We start from the raw sequence: 21,133 nt of genomic DNA, 5'->3' as shown, positions 1-21,133 counted from the left end.
TTTTTAGTACCTCAGATTTTTAAGATAATCGCCCGAGAAAAGCGCGTCGTAAACCGTCTTGGTGGCGAATATCGCCGTGAACATGCTTACGGCTATGCCGACGGTAAGCGTGACGGCGAAACCCTTTATGGGACCGGTGCCGAATTGAAACAGGAAGAGAGCCGCAATCAGCGTCGTCAGGTTGGAGTCGACTATTGTCCCGATGGCCCGCGAATATCCGGCGTCGACCGCGACGCGCACGCTTTTGCCCAAATCCAGTTCCTCGCGTATGCGCTCCAAAATCAGCACGTTGGCGTCGACGGCCATGCCCAGTGTAAGAATTATTCCGGCTATGCCAGGAAGCGTGAGCGTAAACCTGAAATAGGCCATTATCGCCAGAAGGATAAGCAGGTTGAGTATAAGCGCCGCATCCGCGATGAATCCGCCGGAGCGGTAGTAAATCATCATAAAAATTATGACCAGCGCGCCGCCGATTACCGCCGACAGTATGCCGGCGCGTATGGAGTCGTCGCCCAGTGTGGGGCCGACGCTTCTTTCCTCGATGATTTTAACCGGAGCCGGCAACGCGCCCGCCCTGAGCACCGTGGCCAGGAGCTTTGCGTCCTCCATCGAGAAATTGCCTTCGACAATCGCCTTGCCGTCGGGAATTCTGGATTTTATGACCGGCGCCGACTGCACCACGCCGTCGAGAACTATGGCCAGGGATTTTTCAATGTTTGCGGCGGTTATGTTTGCGAACATTCTGGCGCCTTCGGGATTGAACTCAAGCGAAACATACGGGAAGCCGTACTGCCCGCCCAACTGCACTTTGGCATTGACAAGATAGGCGCCGGTAAGCTCAGGCGCCGCTTTAAGAAGATGGTATCTGTCGTCGCGGCCGGCAAACAACTCGTAACCGGCGGGAATCATTTTTTTAATTTCGGGATATTTGGCGATATCGGCAAATCCCGCGCCGGCGCTTCTTAGTTTTTCCGCGATATTGTTGAGCGCGCCGCTCTCGTCGAGAAGACGGAATTCCAGCAGCGCCATTTTACCCAAAAGTTCCTTGGCTTTTTTGGGATCCTTTACGCCCGGAAGCTGCACGACTATCCAGCGGTCGCCCTGACGGGCTATCAGCGGCTCGGTCACGCCGAACTGGTCGACGCGGTTTCTTATGACTTCTATGGCGCGTCCGACCGTCTCGTCGATGTCGACATCCGGCGGAAGTTTGTCGGCGTCTATCTCCAAAACAAGGTGAGAGCCGCCCTTTAAGTCCAGCCCGAGGTTTATAACTTTCGAGGTTATGGAATCCTTGCGCGACTCCATTTCGGAGCGTGTCTCAGGAGAATATCCGAACCAAGTTATTGTCGGAAACAGAAACCACAGCGACGCCGCAAGGACGACTCCGAGCACAGCCAGCTTGATTTGCAGTTTGTTCATATTATCTCCGCGATTGCTTTTTGCGCAGCGAAAGGCCGCTTTTTTAAAGCACTTTTTTTTCGTTAATGACGAGTTCGAACTGACAGCCCAGATACCGCGCGGCCTTGCGGCACATCATCATTCTTGTCATAAATATTTCAAAATATTCCATCGGCTGGGATATTTTGGTATCGACGGAAAGTCCCAGAGTGATCGTCTTTTTTGTCTTGTCGACCCTGAGGTACGACCTGTCCACGGCGTAATTGACTCTGTCGTGAATGTCGAGCGCTATCATACTGGGATTTCTGACGCGGGCTTTGTGCACGTCGGATTTGTCGGCCAGAATCAGAGCAGCCGCCACGGGATTAAGCGGCTCTCCGACTTCCTCTTCGTGATTGCCGATGGCGGAAATTATCATCGCCGTTTCTTCGGGCTGCGATCCCATATCGTTGAGAATCCTCATGGAAATCAGCGCGGCGGATTGTCCGTGATCTTTGCGGTTAACCACGTTGCCGATATCGTGCAGATACCCGGCTATGGCGGCAAGTTCGCAGGTTTCTCTGGGATAATCCAGATGCTCCAGAACGTTTTTGGCTATGGCGGACACCAGCGACACGTGTCTGAAACCGTGCTCGGTAAATCCTATCGAACCCAGATAGTTGTTGGCCTGCTCGATAAACTTCTTGACGAGCATGCTCTCTTTGACTTTTTCGAGTGTGAGGCGTGACATTTTTTATTTTACGATATCGGGGGTGCTCGACGCCGGCGCCGGCGGAACTATCACGGCCGAGACGGCCGATTTGGCGGCTTCGACGGTTACACCCTCCGCGATTTTAACTTCGACGATATCGCCCTTTACGTTTGAGACGCTTCCGTATATGCCGCCGGTCAGAAGCACCTTGTCGCCGCGTTTAAGAGCGTTGAGCAGTTTCTGATGCTCTTTGGCTTTTTTTTGCTGCGGCACTATCAGAAAAAGATAAAAAATAACGAAGATGACCAGCATCGGGAAGATGCCGCCGAAAAAATCCCCGCCGCCCGCCGCGGGCGCAATCGCAGGCATGTTAACAAATGAGAACATTTTTATATTCCTCCTGTTTTCTATCGTCATTGCGAGGTTATTGTAGGGACAGGTCGCGACCTGTCCCTACTTGCGGGAGATTGCCGCGTCGTCCATCAAGTAGGGGCGTATAATTATACGCCCCTACTCCTCGCAATGACATCTAATTTTTTTTAAAAGATAAAACTCTTACGGCCTCAAGAACCGTCATAGAATCGTCGTCCAAAACAATCTCGCGCAGCAAATTTTCGTCCGCGGCATTAAGAGAAAAGTGCGACAACGCCCTGAGGGCGCGGTATCGCGCTTCTTTTTCGGCGGCGCGCTCGGCGAGCGCCTTGACGAACTCCTTGCCGGAATAGTCGTTCATTTTGGCAAGAGATTCGCAAACGGCCAGCCGGACTACTATGTTTTCGTCGGAAATGTATTTTTTAAGAAAAGCCGCGCTCGAGCCGTCCCGTATTTCGCCCAAAGCCCTGACGGCAGATTCCCGTATGCTCTGGTCTTTGTCGGTCACGACAATCTCGCGCAGACGGGGCGCCGATTCAACGTCGCGCAGAACTCCCAGCGAACGTATCGCGTTTAATTTTACGTCTTTATCCCAGTCGCCGGCGCGCTCGCGCAGAGCGGCAAGACCGGCAACGGCTCCTATATCCCCGACCACTTCCGCCGACTTGGCCCTGACGGCCTTTTCCGAGTTTTTGAGTCCGTCTATAAAAATTTCCGCGCCTCTTTTGTTACCCATTCCGGCAAGCGCAATCCATGCGGCGTCCGCCACCCGCGCGTCACCGTCTTTGGTGGCCGCTTCGAGACGCTCCGTCGATACCGTGTCCTTTATGTCGCCAAGAGCGACTATGGCCTTTATCCTGTTGTTCTGCGCCGTGAATATTTTTACCCTTTCGGAAACCGTGGGCGCGGCAGACAACTTCGGCGACGTAAAGGCCAGAGACCTGAGATACGGAATGCCGGTGCGGTCGTTCAGCGCAACCAGCGTGCGCACCGTCTGTATCTTAACATTGATGTCTTTGTCTTCCAATAAGGGTTTAACCCGGACGGACACAAAAAGCGCGGGGCGTTCGCGAATTATCTCAAGCGCCCTCAGCCGCACGTCGGAAGAATTGTTTTTCAGAGCGGAGTATATCGCTTCGATATATTCGGCCGGACGCGGCTCCGTCCGCGCCTGCGTGTCGGCGGCGGCCGCGGGAACAGGGGATGCGGACGTATTTCCCGCGGGAAATGCGGCGGGCGAAGAGGTCGGCGGCGAATCGGCTTTGCGAACGCCGGCGGCCGCGGCAAGCAATAATTGCGCGGCAAAAATAACCGCGCAGGCGGCGACTATAACCGCGACGGATCTAAGCGAGATATTTTTCAAGAAATTTTTTCTTTTCATCGACATAGTTTCCGTTCGACACGGCCTCGCGTATTACGGCCATTAATTTTATCATAAAAAAAATATTGTGCAAACTCAGAAGGCGCCCGGCGAGAAACTCGCCCGAACGGAAAAGATGACCTATGAAAGCCCTCGAATAACGGCGGCAGGCGGGACAGAGACATCCGTCTTCCAGAGGCCCGCTGTCGGAACGGAATCGTTCGTTTGTGATATTTATTCTGCCGGAAAACGTAAGCGCCTGCGCGTTGCGGGCGTTGCGGGTGGGCAGAACGCAGTCGAACATATCCACGCCCCGCTCGACGGCTTCCCAGATATCTTCCGGACTGCCGAGTCCCATAAAGTACCGGGGGCTCGACGACGGCAAATTTTCAAGCGCGGCGTCGAGCGCAGGCATCATTACATCTCGCGGTTCTCCGACGGACAAGCCGCCCACGGCGTAGCCGTCGAATCCGATATCCGTCATTTCCGACGCGCTTTCGCGGCGCAGATCGGCGTACATGCCGCCCTGCACAATGCCGAACAGCATTTTCCGGAGTCCTTCGCCCGGACGATATTCCACGCCCTCGGCGGCGAGAGCTTCCCCGAAAGCGTCACGGCACCGACGCGCCCATCTGGTCGTGAGATTCTTGGACTCGCGGGCTTTTTTGACAGGTGCCGGATATTCAAGACATTCGTCGAGGCACATGGCTATGTCGGAACCGGCGGCAAACTGAAAAGCCGTCATACTTTCGGGGGTCAGCGCCACTTCACTTCCGTCGATGTGGGAGCGGAACTTCACGCCGTCTTCGGTTATCTTGCGGGATGCGGCAAGAGAGAAAATCTGATACCCGCCGGAGTCGGTAAGTATAGGTTTCTTCCACGATATGAAATTGTGAAGCCCCCCGAACTCGGCCAATCTATCGGCGCCGGGTCTCAGGTACATATGATACGCGTTATTGAGAATTATCTCGGCGCCGAGGGCTTCAAGATCTTCCACCGAAAGGGTCTTTACCGTGCCCTGCGTGCCTACGGGCATAAACACCGGTGTGCGGATTTCGCCGCGCGGAGTGCGCAAAACGCCGAGGCGGGACTTGGTTTTTTCGTCGGATTTGACGATTTCAAAGGTTTTCATCACATGCGGGAGTTGTTGATATACAAATCGAATCCGCACCCCAGATACTTTGATGCCTGGCGGCAAAACTTTATGCGGGCAAGAAATGTGTCGAAAAAATCCATAATGGGACAGATTTTTTCGTCGACATCAAGACGAAGATATATCATGCGCTCGGCCTTGTCGACGGACACCGACGAGTTGAGGCAGGCGTAATTGACCATGTCGTGGGAATCAAAACGACTCATGTCCTTTTGGCGCACGCGGGCGCGGTGAACATCGGATTTATCGCCGAGGATTACCGCGGCGCATACGGGGCTTACGGGATCAAGCCCCTTGTCTTCGTGGCTTCCGACGGCGCTGATTATTTTGATTATGTCGTCGTAAGACATCTTATTTTCCAGAAGATTAAGAGAGAGAACGGCGCCGTTCTGCGCGTGGTCTTCCTGCGATATGGCGTTTCCGATATCGTGGAGATATCCGGCTATTTTAGCGTGTTCGACTTCCGTGGCCGGATATCCGAGCGACTCCAGCACATAGCCAGCCACCGCGGAAGAAACCGCGGCGTGCCGAAGACCGTGATCCTTGAATCCGATTGCGCGGAAGTTGTCGTCGGCGGTTTTAAGATAAACGGCTATCTCTTTGTCGTTTTTTATGTCGTCGAAATTCATCGCGTCAAAATCCCGGATTTAAGAAATAAGATTTTCCTTCGGAAGGCGGGGCGGGCAAACCGTCTCAATGCCACTTGCGCGTCTTACCGCGGACAGTAGCCGAATCCACGATGCCGCACACGATTGTTCTGACCGGAGCTTTTTTGTCGGCAAGTATCTGTCGGGCGGAGTTGCCCTCGTCTATGACAAGCACCATATCGCCCGCGCCGGCCGAAAGATTCCTCTCGATCGCCAGAACCGGCTCGCCCAAAAGTTCGCCTGTAATGGGATCGGCGGGGGCGACCAGAAGCAGCTTGGCGCCGTCGAGATTTTTGTGTTTGCGGGTGGCCCAGAGATTACCGACTACTTTTGCTATGAACATATTAGTAAGTGATGAGTGGTTAGTGGCGAGTGGTTAGCAGCCAAAGTCATATCTGCTTTCCGCTTTCGTTTTTTCTGTCCTGACTTGCCAAATCCACTCCGTCTATAATTCCGAGGATAGCGGCGTCTATCGGCGGCGTATCCGCCATACCGGTTCCGCCTATGCCCACGGCGGCTTCGCGCGAGGCCACCCAGAAAACGAACTCCCCAGCGCCCGCGCCGACGGCATCGGCGGCGACTATCGGGTCGCCCTGCGGTTTTTTATCCCATGACATCGGCTGGATTAAAAGAAGTTTCAGCCCTGTCAGCGAGGATATTTTTTGAGTGGCCACAACACGGCCTATGACTCTGGCTGCTTTCATTTTTATTTAGGCACCGTTTTAACCAAATATCTGACCAGTCCGTTGAGCGCCGTGGACAAATCCAGACCTTCGTACGTGTAATCGTTCGACCAGACAATCTCGCGCGTGGACGCATCGCGCATTTGAGCGGATATCCCCACCACGGCGTTCGACACTATTATTTGATTATCTTCTTTGAGGCCGAAAGCCGAGCCGAACGAGTAAAGATTTGAACCGGGGATTTCGGTGAGATTCTGCGCGACTATTCTTTGTTCGCCCGGTTTTTGCAGCATTATCAAATATCTTTTTTCGGGGTTATATGTCCTTACACTGCCGCCGACTATCGCATTTGCCGACGAAATATCGTCGGTTACGGCGTAACCCGCGCGCAAAAACTCCGATATGAAGGCATCCCTGACGACGGAACCGGAATTCTCGAAAACAGCCACCGATCTGAATTCTTCGATATAAACCTTGCGAACCGACGAAAAATCGTAACCCGCCTTATAATTGGCGCGGGGCGTGGCGCATCCGGCGACCAATGCGGCCGCCGTAAAAAATACGGCCGGCAGGGTGAAGTTTTTGGCCGATATAAGGCGCCCGAAAACCGTAAAATGTGATTTCATTTTTTGATACCGAGACGTATTTCAAGCTGTTCTATGTGTTTCTCGGCCATTTCCCTGAATTTCTTTTTTCGGGAGACGGTCAGAAATTTTTTCCATTCTTCCAGCGCTTCCAAATGCTCGCCCTTTTTCTCGTAGAGCATGGCCAGCGTATAGCGGGCGGGAGCGAGATTGGGGTCGCGAGCGAGCGCCTCTTGAAGATTTGCGTAAGACAGGTCGTATTCGTCTCTCTGAAGATGAACTATGCCCAGAGCCATAAACCGCGAGGCGGTGGGGTTATCGTCGACGGCGTCGTTTAATATTTCAACGGCCTCCGCGGTTTTGCCGGCGTCGGCGTATTTCAAACCCAGCCGAAGCAGTTCGTCGTCGGGCCCGCCGCCGCGCTTGGCCGACAAAGTCGACACGAATAAAACGCTTGCCGCAAAGGCGGCCAGAAGCAAGGATATCTTTGTTTTTATCATTTTGATAAATCTTTTTCGAGAGCGCTTATTTTGGCTACTCTTTTTTCGTGGCGCCCGCCCTCGAATTTCGTTTCAAGAAAAATCTTAAGGCATTCCGACGCGATCTTATCGTCGATAAAGCGAGCGCCCAGACAAAGAATGTTGGCGTCGTTGTGAAGCCGCGCCAGACGGGCGTGTTCTATCGAGCAGGCCAGCGCCGCCCTGACTCGCGGAAACTTGTTGGCGGCTATGCTCATTCCTATGCCCGAGCCGCAAACGAGCACGCCGAAATCAAAAGTCCCTTCGGAAACCGCCGCGGCGACCGCGCGAGCGGAATCCGGATAATCGCAGGAATCGATCGAATCGGTTCCGAAATCCTTCACTTCCGCGCCGAGACGCTTCGCAAAAACCGTCAACGATTTTTTCAGTTCGTAACCGGCGTGGTCGGAGCCGAAGGCAATTTTCATTTGGAATATTTTTTTTCTATGTCGCGCAGCTTGGCCAATCTGCGTTCGTGTCTGCCGCCCGCGTACGGCGTTTCCAACCAGGCCTTTACCGCCGCCTCGGCGGCAAGGTCGCCGAGCATTTTCGCTCCGAGACAGAGTATATTTGCGTCGTCGTGTTCCGAGGCGAAACGCGCGGTTATTTCGTTGTAGGCGCACACGGCTATTACGCCGGGCACTTTGTTTGCGGCTATGGGCATCGCTCCGCCGGTTCCGTCGATGAGTATGCCTTTGGGATACTCTTTTCGGGTCACGGATTCCGCCACCAGAAGCGCTATGTCGGGCCAGTCGACGGCTTCTTCGCAATAGCATCCGAAATCGGCGACGTCGTGGCCGGACTTCTGAAGCGATTTCTTCAAAAATTCTTTTAATCTGAATCCCGAATGGTCGGAGCCGATGACTATTTTCATATATCCGTTTGTATCACCACAAATCCTTAAATTGTCTTGCTCCGTGGACTATAGCCACGATTTCCACCATACCCTTCTTCAACCGGTAAACAATTCTGTAATTTTGATATATCTTTTCCCGTAAGTTTTTGTCTTTATATTCAGGGACAACCCTGCCGGACATGGGATACAGTGGTACGTTTTTTATAATGGCGTTTATCCTCCCTGCAAAAAGCACCGCATAATAATCGGAATCCCGTGCGATATATTCGCATATTTCCTCAAACTGCTTTGCTGCACGCGGCGCCCATATTATTTTTTCAACCATTTGGATATACGTTTTTCTACGGATTTATGCGACACACCTCTGCCTTCGTCGAGTTCTTTTAAACCCGCGTCAACCTGTAATCTGAAAAATAACTCGGCGACAATACCGTCTACCGATACTTTCTCCGGCAAGTCCTCTATCATACGGATAACCTGGTACTTGGTCTTGGTAGCCATTAAACTTTCACTCCGTAAATCTTTTTTGTCCGTTATCCCCAAACCATGCCGCGGTTTATCGCAACATTTTACAGCAGAGTCCTTTTTAATTCTTTGTGCGCCTTAGGTATCACGACCTTCTGCACGATAACGCCCTCGTCCTTGATTTCTTTGACGGCGGCGTTCATCGCGGAGCGCACGGCGCCGACTTCGCCCGTCATTGTGAAGAAAGATTTGCCTCCGAGTCCTTTCGCCAGACGTATTTCGATGAGTTCCACGCTTGCGGCTTTGGCGGCCGCGTCGGCGGCAAGTATGCACGACGCGACGGTAAATGTTTCAAGCACCCCAACGGCTTCAAGATCGTCGACATCCGACGTGCCGAGAATGGCGGGCACTATTTTGGCGCTGACGTTGGGTATGAGCATTTGGTCGATGAGTGTTCCGGACGACATTTCCGCGCCGGCTTTCATGGACGATTGGACGTCGGAAAGCGTTCCGGTGATAAGAACGAGATATTTTCCCGGGCAGATGGCGTAAGCGTCCACGAGTTCCACTCCGGAGGTTTTCATCATTGCGTCGGATGCCTCGATGCCTTTTGCTATCGAGTTTGTTTCGATTAGTCCGATTGAAGGTTGCATAAGTTTTGGCCTCAGGGTTTAGGCGACTATTTTTATGTATTCGCCCGTGACTTCCGCCGCCCGGCCCGATATCGAAGCGTGCAGGTTGGCCGAAAGTTTTCCGTCGGGGATGCGGGCTATCAAATCGCCCTGTTTTATGACGGCACCGGTCTTAACGACCGCTTCGGGAGCCGCGCCGACGTTCTGCCGCAGCGGTATTGTGACTTCGTTTATTTTGAAAGCCGCGTCGTTGAGCGGCGCGGGACGGTCGTATTTGATCAAATCATTTCTGGCGATGACGCGGGACAGAGCCACGCGGCGGTACTCGCGCATTTCGCGCACCGCGTCCGGTTTTTTGTTGTGAGGACTTTTGACGCCCGATGCGGCGAGTTCTCTTTTTATAAGCTGGTTCGTCCGTCGGGGAGTGAGTTTCACCGGACAGACCCAGTCGCAGAGACCGCACTCGCAGCACATAAATGCCTGCGTAAGAGCGTCCGATTTGCCGGCCTGCACGCCGCGCTGTATTTTGTGGCACTCAAAATTATGTCCAAGAAGATATCGGGGGCAGATTTCCGTGCAGTCCTGGCACTGTTCGCAGGCCGATTTAATCTGCTTTACGGCGTGGCGGTTGGTCTTCTGCGTCACGATTTCATGCGTCGAAGGCAGAAGCATTATGCCGGAGGTTTTTTTGGTTATGACGGCATCCGCCCCGACGATGGAGCCCATCATCGGTCCGCCGTCGAAAATCACATAAGGCCCGCCGCCTGTGTCGGCCCCCCCGGCAAGTTCGATGGCTTTCGCCACAGGCGTTCCGACGGGCAGTATCACCGAAACGGGATTTTTGACGGCTCCCGTGACGGTAAGCGGCCGCTCGGTTACGGGTTTATTTTCGTCCACGGCGGCGGCGATGTTTATCAGCGTTACGACATTATCCACCACGCAGCCCACGGCAAGAGGCAGTCCGCCTTCGGGGATTATGCGGCGGGTCACTTCATATACGGTTACGAACTCGTCGCCGGCGGGATAAAAATTGTCGAGTTGAAAGACCGATATATTGCCGCGGGACGTTTTTTTTATCTCGGCTTCGACGGCGTCAATCGCGGCGTGATATTTTTTCTTTAAGGCGATAACGCCTTTTGCGGCGCCCGTCGCCTGCATAGCAAGTTCGACACCGCGCACAAGTTTGTCTGCCCGCAGTGCGGCCATTTGCTGGTCAATGCGCAAAAGCGGCTCGCACTCGGCGCCGTTGGCTATCACCGTGTCTATTTTTACCGACGGAGGCACGGCAAGCTTAGCGTGCGTGGGAAACCCCGCCCCGCCCGCCCCGACCACACCCGCAGATTTTACTGATTCGATTATGTCCATATTTATTCAAGCAAACACGACGACGCCGCTTTACCGCTTTTTCTTATTATTCCTATTCAAGTCCATCAAAATACTTTTCATCGGGGTTTCAATCGTGTAAATCTCTTTTGTCGCCACTTCCCACAAAATGCGGGTATCTACTCCGAAATATTCGTGTATAAGTTTATCCCTCATGCCGGCCATCTTCTTCCATGGCACCGACGGATATTTTACTCTCAACGCCGCCGGTATCTTCTTGGATGCCTCGCCAATAATTTCGATACTTCTGACGACGGCGTTGATGGTTTTTTTATCGCGGATAAACTCGGTATATTTAAGACCGTTAACGAACACTTTTATGTCTTTTATCGAATCCAATATATCGGCGATATAATCGCGATAGTCCCTTTTCATATATAGACGACTTCTTTAAGTATCCGCTCTCCGATATGGCCTTTCAAAGCCCCCTTGGAGACCAAGTCTATCCTTCCGAAAAGAATCTTTGAAAGATATTCTTCCAAATCCATAAACTTAAACAGACCGACGGGGCGGGAGAAATCCACCAAAATATCAATATCGCTTTTTTTATTATTTTCGTTTCTGACAAAGGAACCGAAAACACCGATTTCTTTGACGTTGAATTCCTTTTTCAGAACCGGTTTATGCTCTTTGAGAATTATTTTTGTTGCGGGTAGGGTTTTCATACTATTGTTCGTTGTTTTCATTAGACGGGCTTTGCGCTACATCGGAAACACTTACAACGGATGTCGCATCCGGCTTGTTTTCATCGCCGTTTTCCGTATCAGATTCTTTTGTCGTCCTGATTTTTCGCTTTCTTCTGATTTTTATAATCTCACTATACTGTGAGAGAACTTCCGGGCTGAGAAGTTTTCTTATGCCCCACAGCAACTCGTCTTCATCCACCAAAATATCGGAAACCCTTCTTAATTCCCGTCTGATTGTTCCCAGGGAATCTTCATGAAATAATGCTTTTATGATTGATTCTCCGCTTAAAGTAATATGTTTGTCCCAAAAATCATTTAACTCGTCTTTTCGAACTGCTTCGCGTGAAAGATAGCGTATCTTTTCAGAATTTTGTTCCACATCGCCGTTTATTAAGTCAATGGAATAAACCAAGAAATGGTCAATGCCTGTTTTGTCGAATACTAAATGATATAACTCCCACTCAGCCCCATTCGTCAACAACACCCACGGCACTCCGCTTTGAGAAGCGTAACTTTCCGCCTGATATATGTGCGATTCTTTCAGTTTGGTGTTTGCCGATTTAACCTCGATATAATATTTTACTTTCTCGTCGATTTTTACCGCCAAATCAACGTATCTTTCCTTAATTTGAAATTCTTTTGTAACATCCCTGAGAACATCATACCCCAGGACCTCTTCTAAAAATTTAATTATACGTGTTACCGTGTCGGCTTCATTAATGTCTTTGTCTTTTGCTTCCTGAAAAACCGATATATATTTTCGGATACCTTTAACAATCTGTCTATCCATATCCATCCTCCCCTAATAAAATCTACACGATCCTGAAATAATCCGCCAGCGCCGCAGCACAACAGAACCTAACTCAAAAACCCTACTTTTTTTCTTTTCGGCTCGTCGTGAACAATCATCAGTTGACACATCACTTCAAATATTTCCCTGATTTCCGATCAGTAAAAGCGTACAGCAAAGTAGAGGAATGCTTCAGCGGTTAGAACCGGTGCCAATTTGTCACCAGTTCATTTTTTCATAACAGCGGGCTACACTATCCTGAAATAATCAACCAAAACACATCTTAAACGAAACTACAACTTTCCCGAAAATTCTGTAACTGCTTTTTTTATATCTAACCATAAATTATCAACGTTGTTTATTAATGAGAGCATCAATTCCATTTCTAATTTGAATCCATAGCCGCTCACAAATAAATGCTTGAACCCTCTGTATGGATTTAATCTATTAACTATCTCGCGGGTAAAGATTGGTATTTTATTTTTAGGTGGATCGAAAGACAAATCAAGAAGTTCTTTATGCCAACTGGCTCCTTTTGGCAAGGTCTGATAATATTCCTTACTCACGCGTTTAATAATATTTTCCACGCCTGTATAAAAATTCATTAAGTATGTCCCCGTAACCGCTTTTTGGTCGGTATTCGCATCTTTCAAAACTATTTTTCCTTTGAAATCAGATAAAGCATTCAACGTCTGGTCGAGCAGATTTATTTCATCTAATATGTCTTCTTTAAGTTTCTTAAAATTATTTGGCATATAACAATTTTCCTTGCTCAAAAATACGTTTTGAAAAATGCTCCCGCGCATATTCCAGCGGGATTAAATCCATATCAGTAAATATTTCACCTAATATTTTGCCATACATCTCAAAAAATTTCTCGGGTTTAACTCCGGCGACGGCGATATCAATATCATTAGCTGTCTTAATATCTTTAAGGCAGGAACCAAAAAGAATTATCTTTTCAGCGCCATATTCTTTGCTGATTTCAATGATTTTCTCGAGCTCGGTTTCAAATACTTTTTTGTCCATTGTTTAATGACTTATTTCGCCCCGACGTAACGTCGGAACGCTACAATCTATATTTACACTATCCTGAAATAATCAACCAGCACGCAGCGAAGCGGCCGCGTGAAGTTCGACGCCTTTGTGAGGCCGTCGCCCGTCGGAGTGGCTATCGAGAGTGTGGCATATCCTTCGCCCATTCCAAGGCCCATAAAAGTCGGGCCGTTCTTTACGAAAATCGAGCCCTGAGAGGCGCGGGCCATCTCCGTGAGGTTTGCCACGTTGAGGGAATGCATGGCGAAAGTGTGATGGCTGTGGTCTTCGGCCTCGACGGCGAGTTTTATGGCGGCGGCGACGTCCGCTACGACGGTGACGGGCATAACGGGCATCAGTTGTTCCGTCCAGACGAAGGGATGGTCGTTGGGCACCACGCCCCACAAAAGCCTCGCGGAATCGGGAACGTTAAGCCCTATCGCACGGGCTATCACGGGGGCGTTCCTGCCGACGTAATCGCGGTTCATTTCGCCTTCGCAGCCGTGTCCGCCGACTTTTTTGATTACAACTTTAGCAAGAGCGTCCATCTGCTCGACGGTGAGTTCGTACGCGCGCGCGTCCGAGCGCATGTGTTTTAAGAAAGTTTCGGCGACGGAAGAAACGACTATCGTCTCTTTCTCGGCGGTGCAAAGCACTCCGTTGTCGAAGGACGCACCGGTAATTATAGAATCCGCGGCACGCGCCAAATCGGCGGTTTCGTCCACGACCACGGGAGGATTTCCCGGACCGGCGGCAATGGTTTTTTTGCCCGCGCCCATGGCGACTTTAACTATCGCCGGGCCGCCCGTGACAAGATTGACTTTGACCTCAGGGTGATTCAGAAGCGCCTTGGTGAACTCCACCGACGGAGGATTCACGGTGGTTATAAGTCCCGACGGAGAACCGGCCTCGACTATGGCGTCGTTTATGACTTTTATCGAATCGTGAACGACTTTTTTTGAAGCGGGATGCGGCGCGAATATTACCGAGTTGCCCGCCGCAATAATCGAGATCGCGTTGTTTATAATCGTGGCGGCGGGATTGGTCGACGGAGTCACGGCGGCTATAATGCCGAACGGCGCTTTTTCCACGAGTGTCAGACCGTGGTCGCCGGTGAATGCCTCGGGTTTGATGTCTTCGACGCCGGGGGTTTTCGTCGCCGCGAGAACGTTCTTTTTTACTTTATCTTCCCACCTGCCCATTGAAGTTTCTTCAACGGCCATCTTAGCCCATTTCTCGGCGTTACCGAGAGAAACTTCGCGCATAGCGGCGATGACTTTTTCTCTCTGCGCGAGACCCTGACGGGCGAAAACACCCTGGGCTTTTGCCGACAGCGCGACGGCCTCGTCGAGCGAAGCGCATATCGGCCCGCCCGACCCCCCCGACGATAACTCGGACGGCGACACCGAAGAAACACTCATCCGGCGGATGACTTCCGAGACAAGCGACTGAATATCTTTTTCGTTTATTTCCATAAGTAAATAAGGGAACAGGAGATAGGCAATAGTAGCGGTGGGATTGCTATCCCACAAAATACGGCGAATAGCAATTCGCCCGCTACACCCTACTGCCTATTACCTGCTGCCTGCCTCTATTTGTCCGCGCTTTTTTTAAAGACAACCGTGCCATCTTTCTCGACGAAATCGACTATGGCCATAATGGTGCAGTCGACGGGATTGCCCTCGGTGCGCTTGGTCTGGCGGGCGCTTGATCCCTGGACTATCAGCACGAACTCCCCCTCGCCGGCGCCCACCGCGTCTATGGCCACCATAGGATTGCCCTTGGGCTTATCCTCGGCGCCCGGCGCGGCGGGAGTATCGAGAGGCTGCACCAGAAGAAGCTTGGTGCCGACGAGCTTTTCGTCCTTGCGAGTGCAAACGACGTTGCCTATAACTCTTGCGAATAGCATTTTCTCTCCGATTAATAGGATTAAGTGTAGCGGTGGGATTGCCATCCCACAAATTTGGCGAATAGCAATTCGCCCGCTACTTAATTCTGCTTACTTTTTTGCTCTGTTGAGCGTTTCGGGCAGCGATATCGGCATCTTGCCTTCCAAGTCGAAGGCGGGCTGCGGTATCACGTGCACGGCTACGAGTTCTCCGACTTTCTGGGCGGATGCGGCGCCGGCGTCGCAGGCCGCTTTGCAGGCCGCAACTTCTCCGCGGAAAAGAACTGTTACAAAACCGGAACCGATTTTTTCCCAGCCCACGAGTTTTACGTTGGCCGCTTTGACGGCCGCGTCGGCCGCTTCGATTAACGCGATAAGACCTTTTGTCTCAATCATTCCCAGCGCTTCCATAGTACATCCTCCTTGGATATATACAGCGAAATAACCCCGAACTTGCGCAACTTTTTGTTCAGGTGTAATGCTCGTTTGTCATTTCGTAAAAGTGACGGAATAATTTATTTTGATGCGCCGAATATCTTTTTTCAGAACCAGTTTATAGTAATTGAACACTATCTGTCCGGCCGCACGGAAAATATCTTTCGCGGTCGGTTCCGTTTTGTCGGAAGGGATTCTTTGGTCGACGAAACTAATTCGCGCGTTCATAGATATTTTGTCCGCACATTTAAGTTTTCGAACAGTTTGTTCGCCGGCTTTGTGTATCAGTCGCCGGTCTTTTGTAATTTTTCGATGTCTTTCTTGAAGATTTCTTCGCCGTCTTTTAAGATAGTCGTCGTGATAAAAACAAGGATATGTCTGCTGATTTTGGTTTTTGTTTTCTTCGAGAAAAGATATTTGATGATGGGTATGTCTTTCAGCAGCGGAACGCCTTTTACCGAGTCAACATAAGTAGTCCGTTCAAGTCCTCCCATCACGAATGTCTGAGTGTCTTTGACGTCGATGTTGGACTGGGCGGTCTTCTCGTTAATTATCGGCGCGCCTTTTGCGCCCCAGCCGGTTATATCGCCGACACTCGCGTAGACATCGAGGTTTATCAGTCCGCCAGAACGGATTTTCGGCGTAATGTTCAAAGTTATTCCCGTTCCCGCCCGCCTTTCGTAAGTATCTCCTTGCTCGGTATATGGAACCGCATCGCCGGTGTAAACCCTGCCGCTTTTGCTGTTCTTCACCACAATCCGCGGAGACGATATGATTTTGGCGTGGTTTTCATTGACGAGGAAGTTCACGAATTCAAAAAAAGTTCTGAAATTAACGCCGACGTTGTAATATGCCCTCACGAATGTTTGAGGATATTCCGTTGTATATTTATATCTATTTTCATAACCCGACGATCCCGACTGATCCTGGGTCAGTTGTTCTCTGACCTCTTTGCCAAAATACAAATCACCGCCGATATATCCATAACCGCCGACCGCCGAAAGAACAGCATCCCAGTCCAGTCCGAGCTTGCTTATGTAGTCACCGCTTACCTCTATAATCTTCGCCTCTATGAGCGCCTGCGGGATTTTCGTGTCCAATCTGGCTATTATGCTTTTCGCAAAGTCGATTTTGCTTTTTACATCGGTTATTATTATGGCATTATGCAAAACGTCGGCGGATATTTTTCCCTCGGTGGACAGTTGCGACTGGACGAGCGGTATTACGTCCGTCGGGTCGGTGTGCTTCAGCGGTATCGTCTCGGTTTCCAATCTCAAAAATTCTTTCAGTCCGCTTACGTCAAGTTTCCGGACGAGTTCGGACAGGTCATTTACTTTTGGCTCTTTGTCGGTAACGATAATCATATTCAAAGCGTCGTTGACCTGAACTGCGCCGTAGCGCGACAATCGGGCTCGAATGAAGGGCTCTATCTCGGAAGCTTTGATGTTGTTTAAGGTTATTATGCTGCTTATCGTGTCTATGCCGGCGTCGTCATATATGTCAACGTCGAATTTGATTCTCCCCTGCGAAGTCGGCGAAACGGCGCCAAAACAATGGTTGACCGCCACTATAATTATCGACGAAAATACAATGGCCGCACGGATGTTCATTTTATTCCCCCCTACAAAATTATTCACTGAAACCACAGGCCGGTAACAAGATTTTTATTCTTTCGCTTTGTTATGACGACCGTTATGAGAACGTCTTCTTCGGTTTTATCGTATCTGCCTTTCCACAAAACTTTAGTCATTCCTTGCGCGTTCAGAATATTGTCGAGAATCGGCTCGGCAATTTTTCCCACATCCTGGTTCGTTTTGCCGACGGGCTCGGAATGCAGCGCGCAAGTCAGACCGGCAAGCAGAATAACGACTATGGCTTTTTTAAGCATTGTTTTTTCTACAAAATTACCGCCATATCGCCGTTTTTAAGTCCGGCGGCGTTGGCTTCGTCCGTGTCGATATGACATTCCAGAGCCATTTTATCCGACACTCTGGCGACCATATTTTCAAAAATCACAGCGCGCTCGCCGAGGGTTTTAACTCTCAATATATCGCCGTCTTTGATTTCAAAATAAGCGGCGTCGGCGGGTGTCATATGCACATGCCTTTTGGCGGCGATGACGCCTTCTTTTATTTCTATGTCGCCCTTGGGGCCTGTTATTTTTATGCCCGCGGAACCTTTGACATCGCCGGACTGCCTTACCGGAGCTTTTATTCCGAGAATAAAAGAATCAGTTATCGATATTTCTATCTGAGTGGCTTTTCTGACGGGGCCGAGCACCCTGACCTTGTCGATGGAACCCTTGGGTCCGGTGATTTTAAGAGTATCTTCCGAGGCAAATTCGCCCGGCTGCATAAGTTTATTTTTTATTTTAAGTTCGTATCCGGCGCCGAACAATTTATCCAAATCCTCGCGGCAGATGTGCATGTGCCGGTTGGAAACGTTGGCTACGACGGGTTTCTTTTCGCGCTTCTGACGCAGAGCCAGCGACATCGTTATTTCGTTGACAAGTTTTTCTTCCATGTATTCCTCCGCCAAGTGTCATTCTGAGCCCCGATGTCCATTGGGGCGAAGAATCCCTGTTTTGTATGCGGAAGAAGATTCTTCACTTCGTTCAGAATGACTTCAAAAAAAACAACGACGCGTCAGTATTTTACTATTTTGGCGAAATCGTCGGCTTTAAGAGCCGCGCCGCCGACGAGCGCGCCGTCGATATCGGCCTGTCTCATAAGGTTTGCCGCGTTATCGGGCTTGACGGAACCGCCGTAGAGAATTCTTAAACCCGACGCCGCCGAGCCGCCGTAAAGCGCGGAATATTTTTCGCGGATGAAGGCGTGGATTTCCTGCGCCTGTTCCGGAGTGGCGGTTTTGCCGGTGCCTATTGCCCAGACGGGTTCGTAAGCCGCCACGATTTTTTGAGAATCTTCGACGGAAAGACCCGCGAGGCCGCCTTTCATCTGGCGTTCTATGACCTCGAACGCGCGATTCGATTCGCGCTCGGCAAGCGTTTCGCCCACGCAAACAATAGGGATAAGGCCGGCGGCAAGAGCCGCTTTCGTTCTTTTATTGACGGTATCGTCGGTTTCGCCGAAATACTGTCTTCTCTCGGAATGTCCTATGATGACATAATAGCAGCCGGCGTCGACTATCATTTTGGCCGAAACCTCTCCGGTGTATGCTCCCTCTTTTTCCCAGTGAAGATTCTGCGCGCCCAGTTTGAGCGCCGACTTTTTTATCGACTGAGACACTATGGCAAGAGCCGTAAACGGCGGGCATACCACAACGTCTCTGTCGGCGACGGACGAGCAGGATAATTTAAGATTTTCGACGAGATCGAGGGCTTCGGCGAGCGACTTGTACATCTTCCAGTTACCGGCTATTATGGGTCTTCTCATTTTGAGGGACTGCTCCTTATCATTTATTTCAAAAAAGGCGAGCGGTAAAATTGCGGCCAATTTGGCCACACGCGAATGTTTTTATGATAGCAAATTCATCCGTTTCAGTCAAGGAATGCGGGGCGGTTCAAAATCGAAAATGCCGTCGGGCGCGGGAGTGTCCGTTTTGTAATACTGATAGTCCTCGGTGAGCACCCAGCCGCGGCCCAGCGCGATGGCTCTGTGCGCCTCGCGTTCCGAGGCGGCGCGGGCCGTTTTTTCGAGGCGGGCGGTCAGCTCAAATAGATTTTTTTTTCGCGTGTCGAGAGCGCGCAGATATGCGGCGTCGCGCCGGAGGGTCATCTTTGAGGCGGCGGTGCCGGGGCGCTCCGAATAAGGGAAGATGTGAAGTTTGGAAAACTCGACTCTTTCGCACAGCGAACGGGTGGATTTGAAATCCTCGTCGGACTCGGAAGGAAAGCCGACGATAACGTCGGTGGTAATGGTAAGCGTAACGCCGGCATCGGAAAATTCTTTTTTTATCGAGGAAATTTTATTTTCGTACTCGGCTGCCGTGTACGGCCGGTTCATTTTCTTCAGTACGGCGTCGGAGCCGGATTGAAGCGGGATATGCAGATGTGGACAAATTCTCAAGGGTTTTTCTTTCATCAGGCGGATAAGGCCGGGGGTTATTTCGTTTATTTCTATCGACGAGAGCCGGATGCGGAAATCGTCGCGCAACGACAGAAGTTCGGCGATGAGATTTTCGAGCGTGTATCCGGCGGCGGGAGCGTAGCGGCCGAGACGCACGCCGCACAGCACGATTTCGGGGTATCCGTTTGCCGTCAGAGAACTGATTTCGGCAAGGACTTCGCGCGAGGGACGGCTCGACAGCGCGGGGCGGACGGTCGGCACGATGCAGTATGAGCAGAATTGGTCGCAGCCGTCCTGAATTTTAACGTACGCCCTGGATTTTTCAAGGAAGTTTTTGAGGGGCGCGGCCGAAAATTCGGGCAGGTAAGGTTTGACGTCGCCCGACGGGACGCCGGGTTTTTTATATTGCGGGCGAAGCATTTCGAGTATTTCGCCGGAGGACGACGCAACGCGAACGCGCGGGGCATCCTTGAATATTTCCGTGAGTTCTTCGCGGGCTCGACGGGAGTAACAGCCATTTATTATTATCCGGGCGCTGCCGGATTCCCTGAGCATTCTGCGCACGATTTGTCGGCACTGTCTGTCGGCTTCGGCGGTGACGGTGCAGGAGTTGATTATCACGGCGTCGGCATCGGCGATGGTCTCGGAAGAAGTGTGGCCTTCGGCTTCGAGTTTATCTTTCAGCGACTGGGTGTCGTACTGATTTACTTTGCAGCCGAAGGTGTAGAAATGAATTTTCATCGAGGGTCGTCGACGGAGATTTCGTAGCCGAGGATTGCCGCGACGGCCTCCGCGGCGGTGTCGGCCCTTAAGATTCTCGGGCCGAGACCTATGGTTTTTGCCGAGGCCAGGATGGCGAAAGCGAGTTCGATTTCGCGGACGGAAAAACCGCCCTCGGGGCCGATGAATATATTGAGGCCGGCGGGCGAAGGCGATAAAACTTCGCGTATGGTCTTTTTGGCGTTTTGCTTTTCCGCCTCCCATGCGATTATCGCGGGGAAACCCGACGCTGCGGCGGCTGAAAGAGCGTCCGCGAATTGGGCGGGCGGAAGAACTTCGGGGATGTCGGGGCGGCCGCACTGCTTTGAGGCGGCCAGAGCGGCGGCGCGCCATCGGACGAGTTTGCGGGAGGCGTCGTCGGCGGACAATCTGACTATGGTGCGTTCGGTGATGACGGGTATGATTTTTGACACGCCGAGTTGTGAAAGCTTGTCGATTATATCTTCAAACTTGTATTTTTTTGGAACGGCCTGATAAAAGCACAGTTTGACAGGGGGGCGGCTCGACGGGGATTTATCATCGGCGGAGGAAACGATCACGCCTGAGACAACTCCGGCGGTCGATGTTATTTTCCCGCGGAACGAATTGCCTTTGCCGTCGAACAGGGAAATTTCGTCGCCCTCAATTTTACGCAGGACTTTGGCGGCGTGGCGGGATTCTTCGGGTGAGAGTTTGAATTCTTTTTGGTTTGTAATGTTTTCGGGGTGACAATAAAAATGCGGCATGATGTTGTACCACAATGCCCCTCT

At 51.2% G+C, this 21,133-nt stretch carries 30 protein-coding genes; all 30 read right to left on the bottom strand.

Translation table 11 applies throughout. The features are described from left to right. Window positions 1–3: 3 nt before the first annotated feature. The 30 genes from secD to CVU77_03270 all read right to left on the bottom strand — a co-directional run bounded on the left by secD (window position 4) and on the right by CVU77_03270 (window position 21,109). A complete protein-coding gene (secD, locus tag CVU77_03415) occupies window positions 4–1,419 on the bottom strand; it encodes a protein translocase subunit SecD (GenBank protein ID PKN01994.1) in 1,416 nt (471 codons plus the stop codon). A gap of 43 nt (window positions 1,420–1,462) precedes the next feature. Further along, entirely contained in the window at window positions 1,463–2,128 is a 666-nt protein-coding gene (locus CVU77_03410; protein PKN01993.1) for a phosphohydrolase, read from the bottom strand. A 3-nt stretch (window positions 2,129–2,131) separates the two neighbouring features. Beyond that, entirely contained in the window at window positions 2,132–2,476 is a 345-nt protein-coding gene (gene yajC, locus CVU77_03405) for a preprotein translocase subunit YajC (GenBank protein PKN02032.1), read from the bottom strand. 142 nt (window positions 2,477–2,618) lie between these two features. Beyond that, complete coding sequence (locus CVU77_03400) at window positions 2,619–3,848, bottom strand: hypothetical protein (GenBank protein ID PKN02031.1); 1,230 nt, start codon at window positions 3,846–3,848, stop codon at window positions 2,619–2,621. Next, the gene (locus CVU77_03395; protein PKN01992.1) at window positions 3,805–4,953 is read right to left on the bottom strand and encodes a tRNA guanosine(34) transglycosylase Tgt; all 1,149 of its coding nucleotides are present in this window, start codon (window positions 4,951–4,953) and stop codon (window positions 3,805–3,807) included. The genes CVU77_03400 and CVU77_03395 overlap by 44 nt, the downstream gene beginning before the upstream one ends. Continuing rightward, entirely contained in the window at window positions 4,953–5,603 is a 651-nt protein-coding gene (locus tag CVU77_03390) for a phosphohydrolase (protein PKN01991.1), read from the bottom strand. The genes CVU77_03395 and CVU77_03390 overlap by 1 nt, the downstream gene beginning before the upstream one ends. Before the next feature lie 64 nt (window positions 5,604–5,667). Then, window positions 5,668–5,964, bottom strand: coding sequence for an ethanolamine utilization protein EutN (locus CVU77_03385; GenBank protein PKN01990.1), 297 nt, complete (start codon window positions 5,962–5,964; stop codon window positions 5,668–5,670). 46 nt (window positions 5,965–6,010) lie between these two features. Then, window positions 6,011–6,325: an ethanolamine utilization protein EutN gene (locus CVU77_03380; GenBank protein PKN01989.1), complete on the bottom strand. Its 315-nt coding sequence runs from the start codon at window positions 6,323–6,325 to the stop codon at window positions 6,011–6,013. Window positions 6,326–6,327: 2 nt separating this feature from the next. Next, window positions 6,328–6,930 (bottom strand): hypothetical protein, encoded by a 603-nt coding sequence (locus tag CVU77_03375; GenBank protein PKN01988.1) that lies wholly within the window; start codon window positions 6,928–6,930, stop codon window positions 6,328–6,330. Then, window positions 6,927–7,388 (bottom strand): hypothetical protein, encoded by a 462-nt coding sequence (locus CVU77_03370; protein ID PKN01987.1) that lies wholly within the window; start codon window positions 7,386–7,388, stop codon window positions 6,927–6,929. Before CVU77_03370 ends, CVU77_03375 begins: the two co-directional genes overlap by 4 nt. After that, window positions 7,385–7,834 carry a ribose 5-phosphate isomerase B gene (gene rpiB, locus CVU77_03365; GenBank protein ID PKN01986.1) on the bottom strand — a complete coding sequence of 150 codons (450 nt, stop codon included), beginning with the start codon at window positions 7,832–7,834 and terminating at the stop codon, window positions 7,385–7,387. Before rpiB ends, CVU77_03370 begins: the two co-directional genes overlap by 4 nt. Then, window positions 7,831–8,280, bottom strand: coding sequence for a ribose-5-phosphate isomerase (locus tag CVU77_03360; protein ID PKN01985.1), 450 nt, complete (start codon window positions 8,278–8,280; stop codon window positions 7,831–7,833). Before CVU77_03360 ends, rpiB begins: the two co-directional genes overlap by 4 nt. A gap of 13 nt (window positions 8,281–8,293) precedes the next feature. Next, window positions 8,294–8,587, bottom strand: a complete 294-nt coding sequence (locus CVU77_03355) for a type II toxin-antitoxin system RelE/ParE family toxin (protein ID PKN01984.1) — start codon at window positions 8,585–8,587, stop codon at window positions 8,294–8,296. Then, window positions 8,572–8,805 carry a hypothetical protein gene (locus tag CVU77_03350; protein PKN01983.1) on the bottom strand — a complete coding sequence of 78 codons (234 nt, stop codon included), beginning with the start codon at window positions 8,803–8,805 and terminating at the stop codon, window positions 8,572–8,574. Before CVU77_03350 ends, CVU77_03355 begins: the two co-directional genes overlap by 16 nt. 26 nt (window positions 8,806–8,831) lie before the next feature. Next, a complete protein-coding gene (locus CVU77_03345) occupies window positions 8,832–9,380 on the bottom strand; it encodes a propanediol utilization protein (GenBank protein ID PKN01982.1) in 549 nt (182 codons plus the stop codon). Between the two features lie 18 nt (window positions 9,381–9,398). Next, window positions 9,399–10,724 carry an electron transport complex protein RnfC gene (locus CVU77_03340; protein ID PKN01981.1) on the bottom strand — a complete coding sequence of 442 codons (1,326 nt, stop codon included), beginning with the start codon at window positions 10,722–10,724 and terminating at the stop codon, window positions 9,399–9,401. 30 nt (window positions 10,725–10,754) lie between these two features. Next, entirely contained in the window at window positions 10,755–11,117 is a 363-nt protein-coding gene (locus CVU77_03335) for a DUF86 domain-containing protein (protein ID PKN01980.1), read from the bottom strand. After that, complete coding sequence (locus CVU77_03330) at window positions 11,114–11,407, bottom strand: nucleotidyltransferase (protein PKN01979.1); 294 nt, start codon at window positions 11,405–11,407, stop codon at window positions 11,114–11,116. Before CVU77_03330 ends, CVU77_03335 begins: the two co-directional genes overlap by 4 nt. Window position 11,408: 1 nt before the next feature. Then, window positions 11,409–12,224 (bottom strand): restriction endonuclease subunit R, encoded by an 816-nt coding sequence (locus CVU77_03325; protein PKN01978.1) that lies wholly within the window; start codon window positions 12,222–12,224, stop codon window positions 11,409–11,411. A gap of 287 nt (window positions 12,225–12,511) precedes the next feature. After that, complete coding sequence (locus tag CVU77_03320) at window positions 12,512–12,973, bottom strand: hypothetical protein (protein PKN01977.1); 462 nt, start codon at window positions 12,971–12,973, stop codon at window positions 12,512–12,514. After that, window positions 12,963–13,247, bottom strand: coding sequence for a hypothetical protein (locus CVU77_03315; protein PKN01976.1), 285 nt, complete (start codon window positions 13,245–13,247; stop codon window positions 12,963–12,965). Before CVU77_03315 ends, CVU77_03320 begins: the two co-directional genes overlap by 11 nt. Window positions 13,248–13,300: 53 nt before the next feature. Then, on the bottom strand, window positions 13,301–14,722 hold the full coding sequence (locus CVU77_03310; GenBank protein PKN02030.1) for an aldehyde dehydrogenase EutE: 1,422 nt from the start codon (window positions 14,720–14,722) through the stop codon (window positions 13,301–13,303). Between the two features lie 122 nt (window positions 14,723–14,844). After that, on the bottom strand, window positions 14,845–15,162 hold the full coding sequence (locus CVU77_03305; protein PKN01975.1) for an ethanolamine utilization protein EutN: 318 nt from the start codon (window positions 15,160–15,162) through the stop codon (window positions 14,845–14,847). 90 nt (window positions 15,163–15,252) lie between these two features. Continuing rightward, window positions 15,253–15,552 (bottom strand): ethanolamine utilization microcompartment protein EutM, encoded by a 300-nt coding sequence (locus tag CVU77_03300; GenBank protein PKN01974.1) that lies wholly within the window; start codon window positions 15,550–15,552, stop codon window positions 15,253–15,255. A 308-nt stretch (window positions 15,553–15,860) separates the two neighbouring features. Beyond that, window positions 15,861–17,186, bottom strand: coding sequence for a hypothetical protein (locus tag CVU77_03295; GenBank protein PKN01973.1), 1,326 nt, complete (start codon window positions 17,184–17,186; stop codon window positions 15,861–15,863). Window positions 17,187–17,209: 23 nt separating this feature from the next. Then, window positions 17,210–17,464, bottom strand: coding sequence for a hypothetical protein (locus CVU77_03290; protein PKN01972.1), 255 nt, complete (start codon window positions 17,462–17,464; stop codon window positions 17,210–17,212). 8 nt (window positions 17,465–17,472) lie between these two features. Then, window positions 17,473–18,099, bottom strand: coding sequence for a propanediol utilization protein (locus tag CVU77_03285; protein ID PKN01971.1), 627 nt, complete (start codon window positions 18,097–18,099; stop codon window positions 17,473–17,475). A 122-nt stretch (window positions 18,100–18,221) separates the two neighbouring features. Continuing rightward, window positions 18,222–18,971: a triose-phosphate isomerase gene (locus CVU77_03280; GenBank protein PKN02029.1), complete on the bottom strand. Its 750-nt coding sequence runs from the start codon at window positions 18,969–18,971 to the stop codon at window positions 18,222–18,224. Between the two features lie 108 nt (window positions 18,972–19,079). Beyond that, window positions 19,080–20,345 (bottom strand): tRNA (N(6)-L-threonylcarbamoyladenosine(37)-C(2))-methylthiotransferase MtaB, encoded by a 1,266-nt coding sequence (locus CVU77_03275; protein ID PKN01970.1) that lies wholly within the window; start codon window positions 20,343–20,345, stop codon window positions 19,080–19,082. After that, window positions 20,342–21,109: a hypothetical protein gene (locus CVU77_03270; protein ID PKN01969.1), complete on the bottom strand. Its 768-nt coding sequence runs from the start codon at window positions 21,107–21,109 to the stop codon at window positions 20,342–20,344. The genes CVU77_03275 and CVU77_03270 overlap by 4 nt, the downstream gene beginning before the upstream one ends. Window positions 21,110–21,133 lie beyond the last annotated feature (24 nt).

The organism is Elusimicrobia bacterium HGW-Elusimicrobia-1 (assembly GCA_002841695.1).
Lineage (GTDB): Bacteria > Elusimicrobiota > Endomicrobiia > PHAN01 > PHAN01 > PHAN01.
The sequence above is the reverse complement of the archived record's forward strand: the minus strand, read 5'-3'. Positions and strand labels throughout refer to the sequence as shown.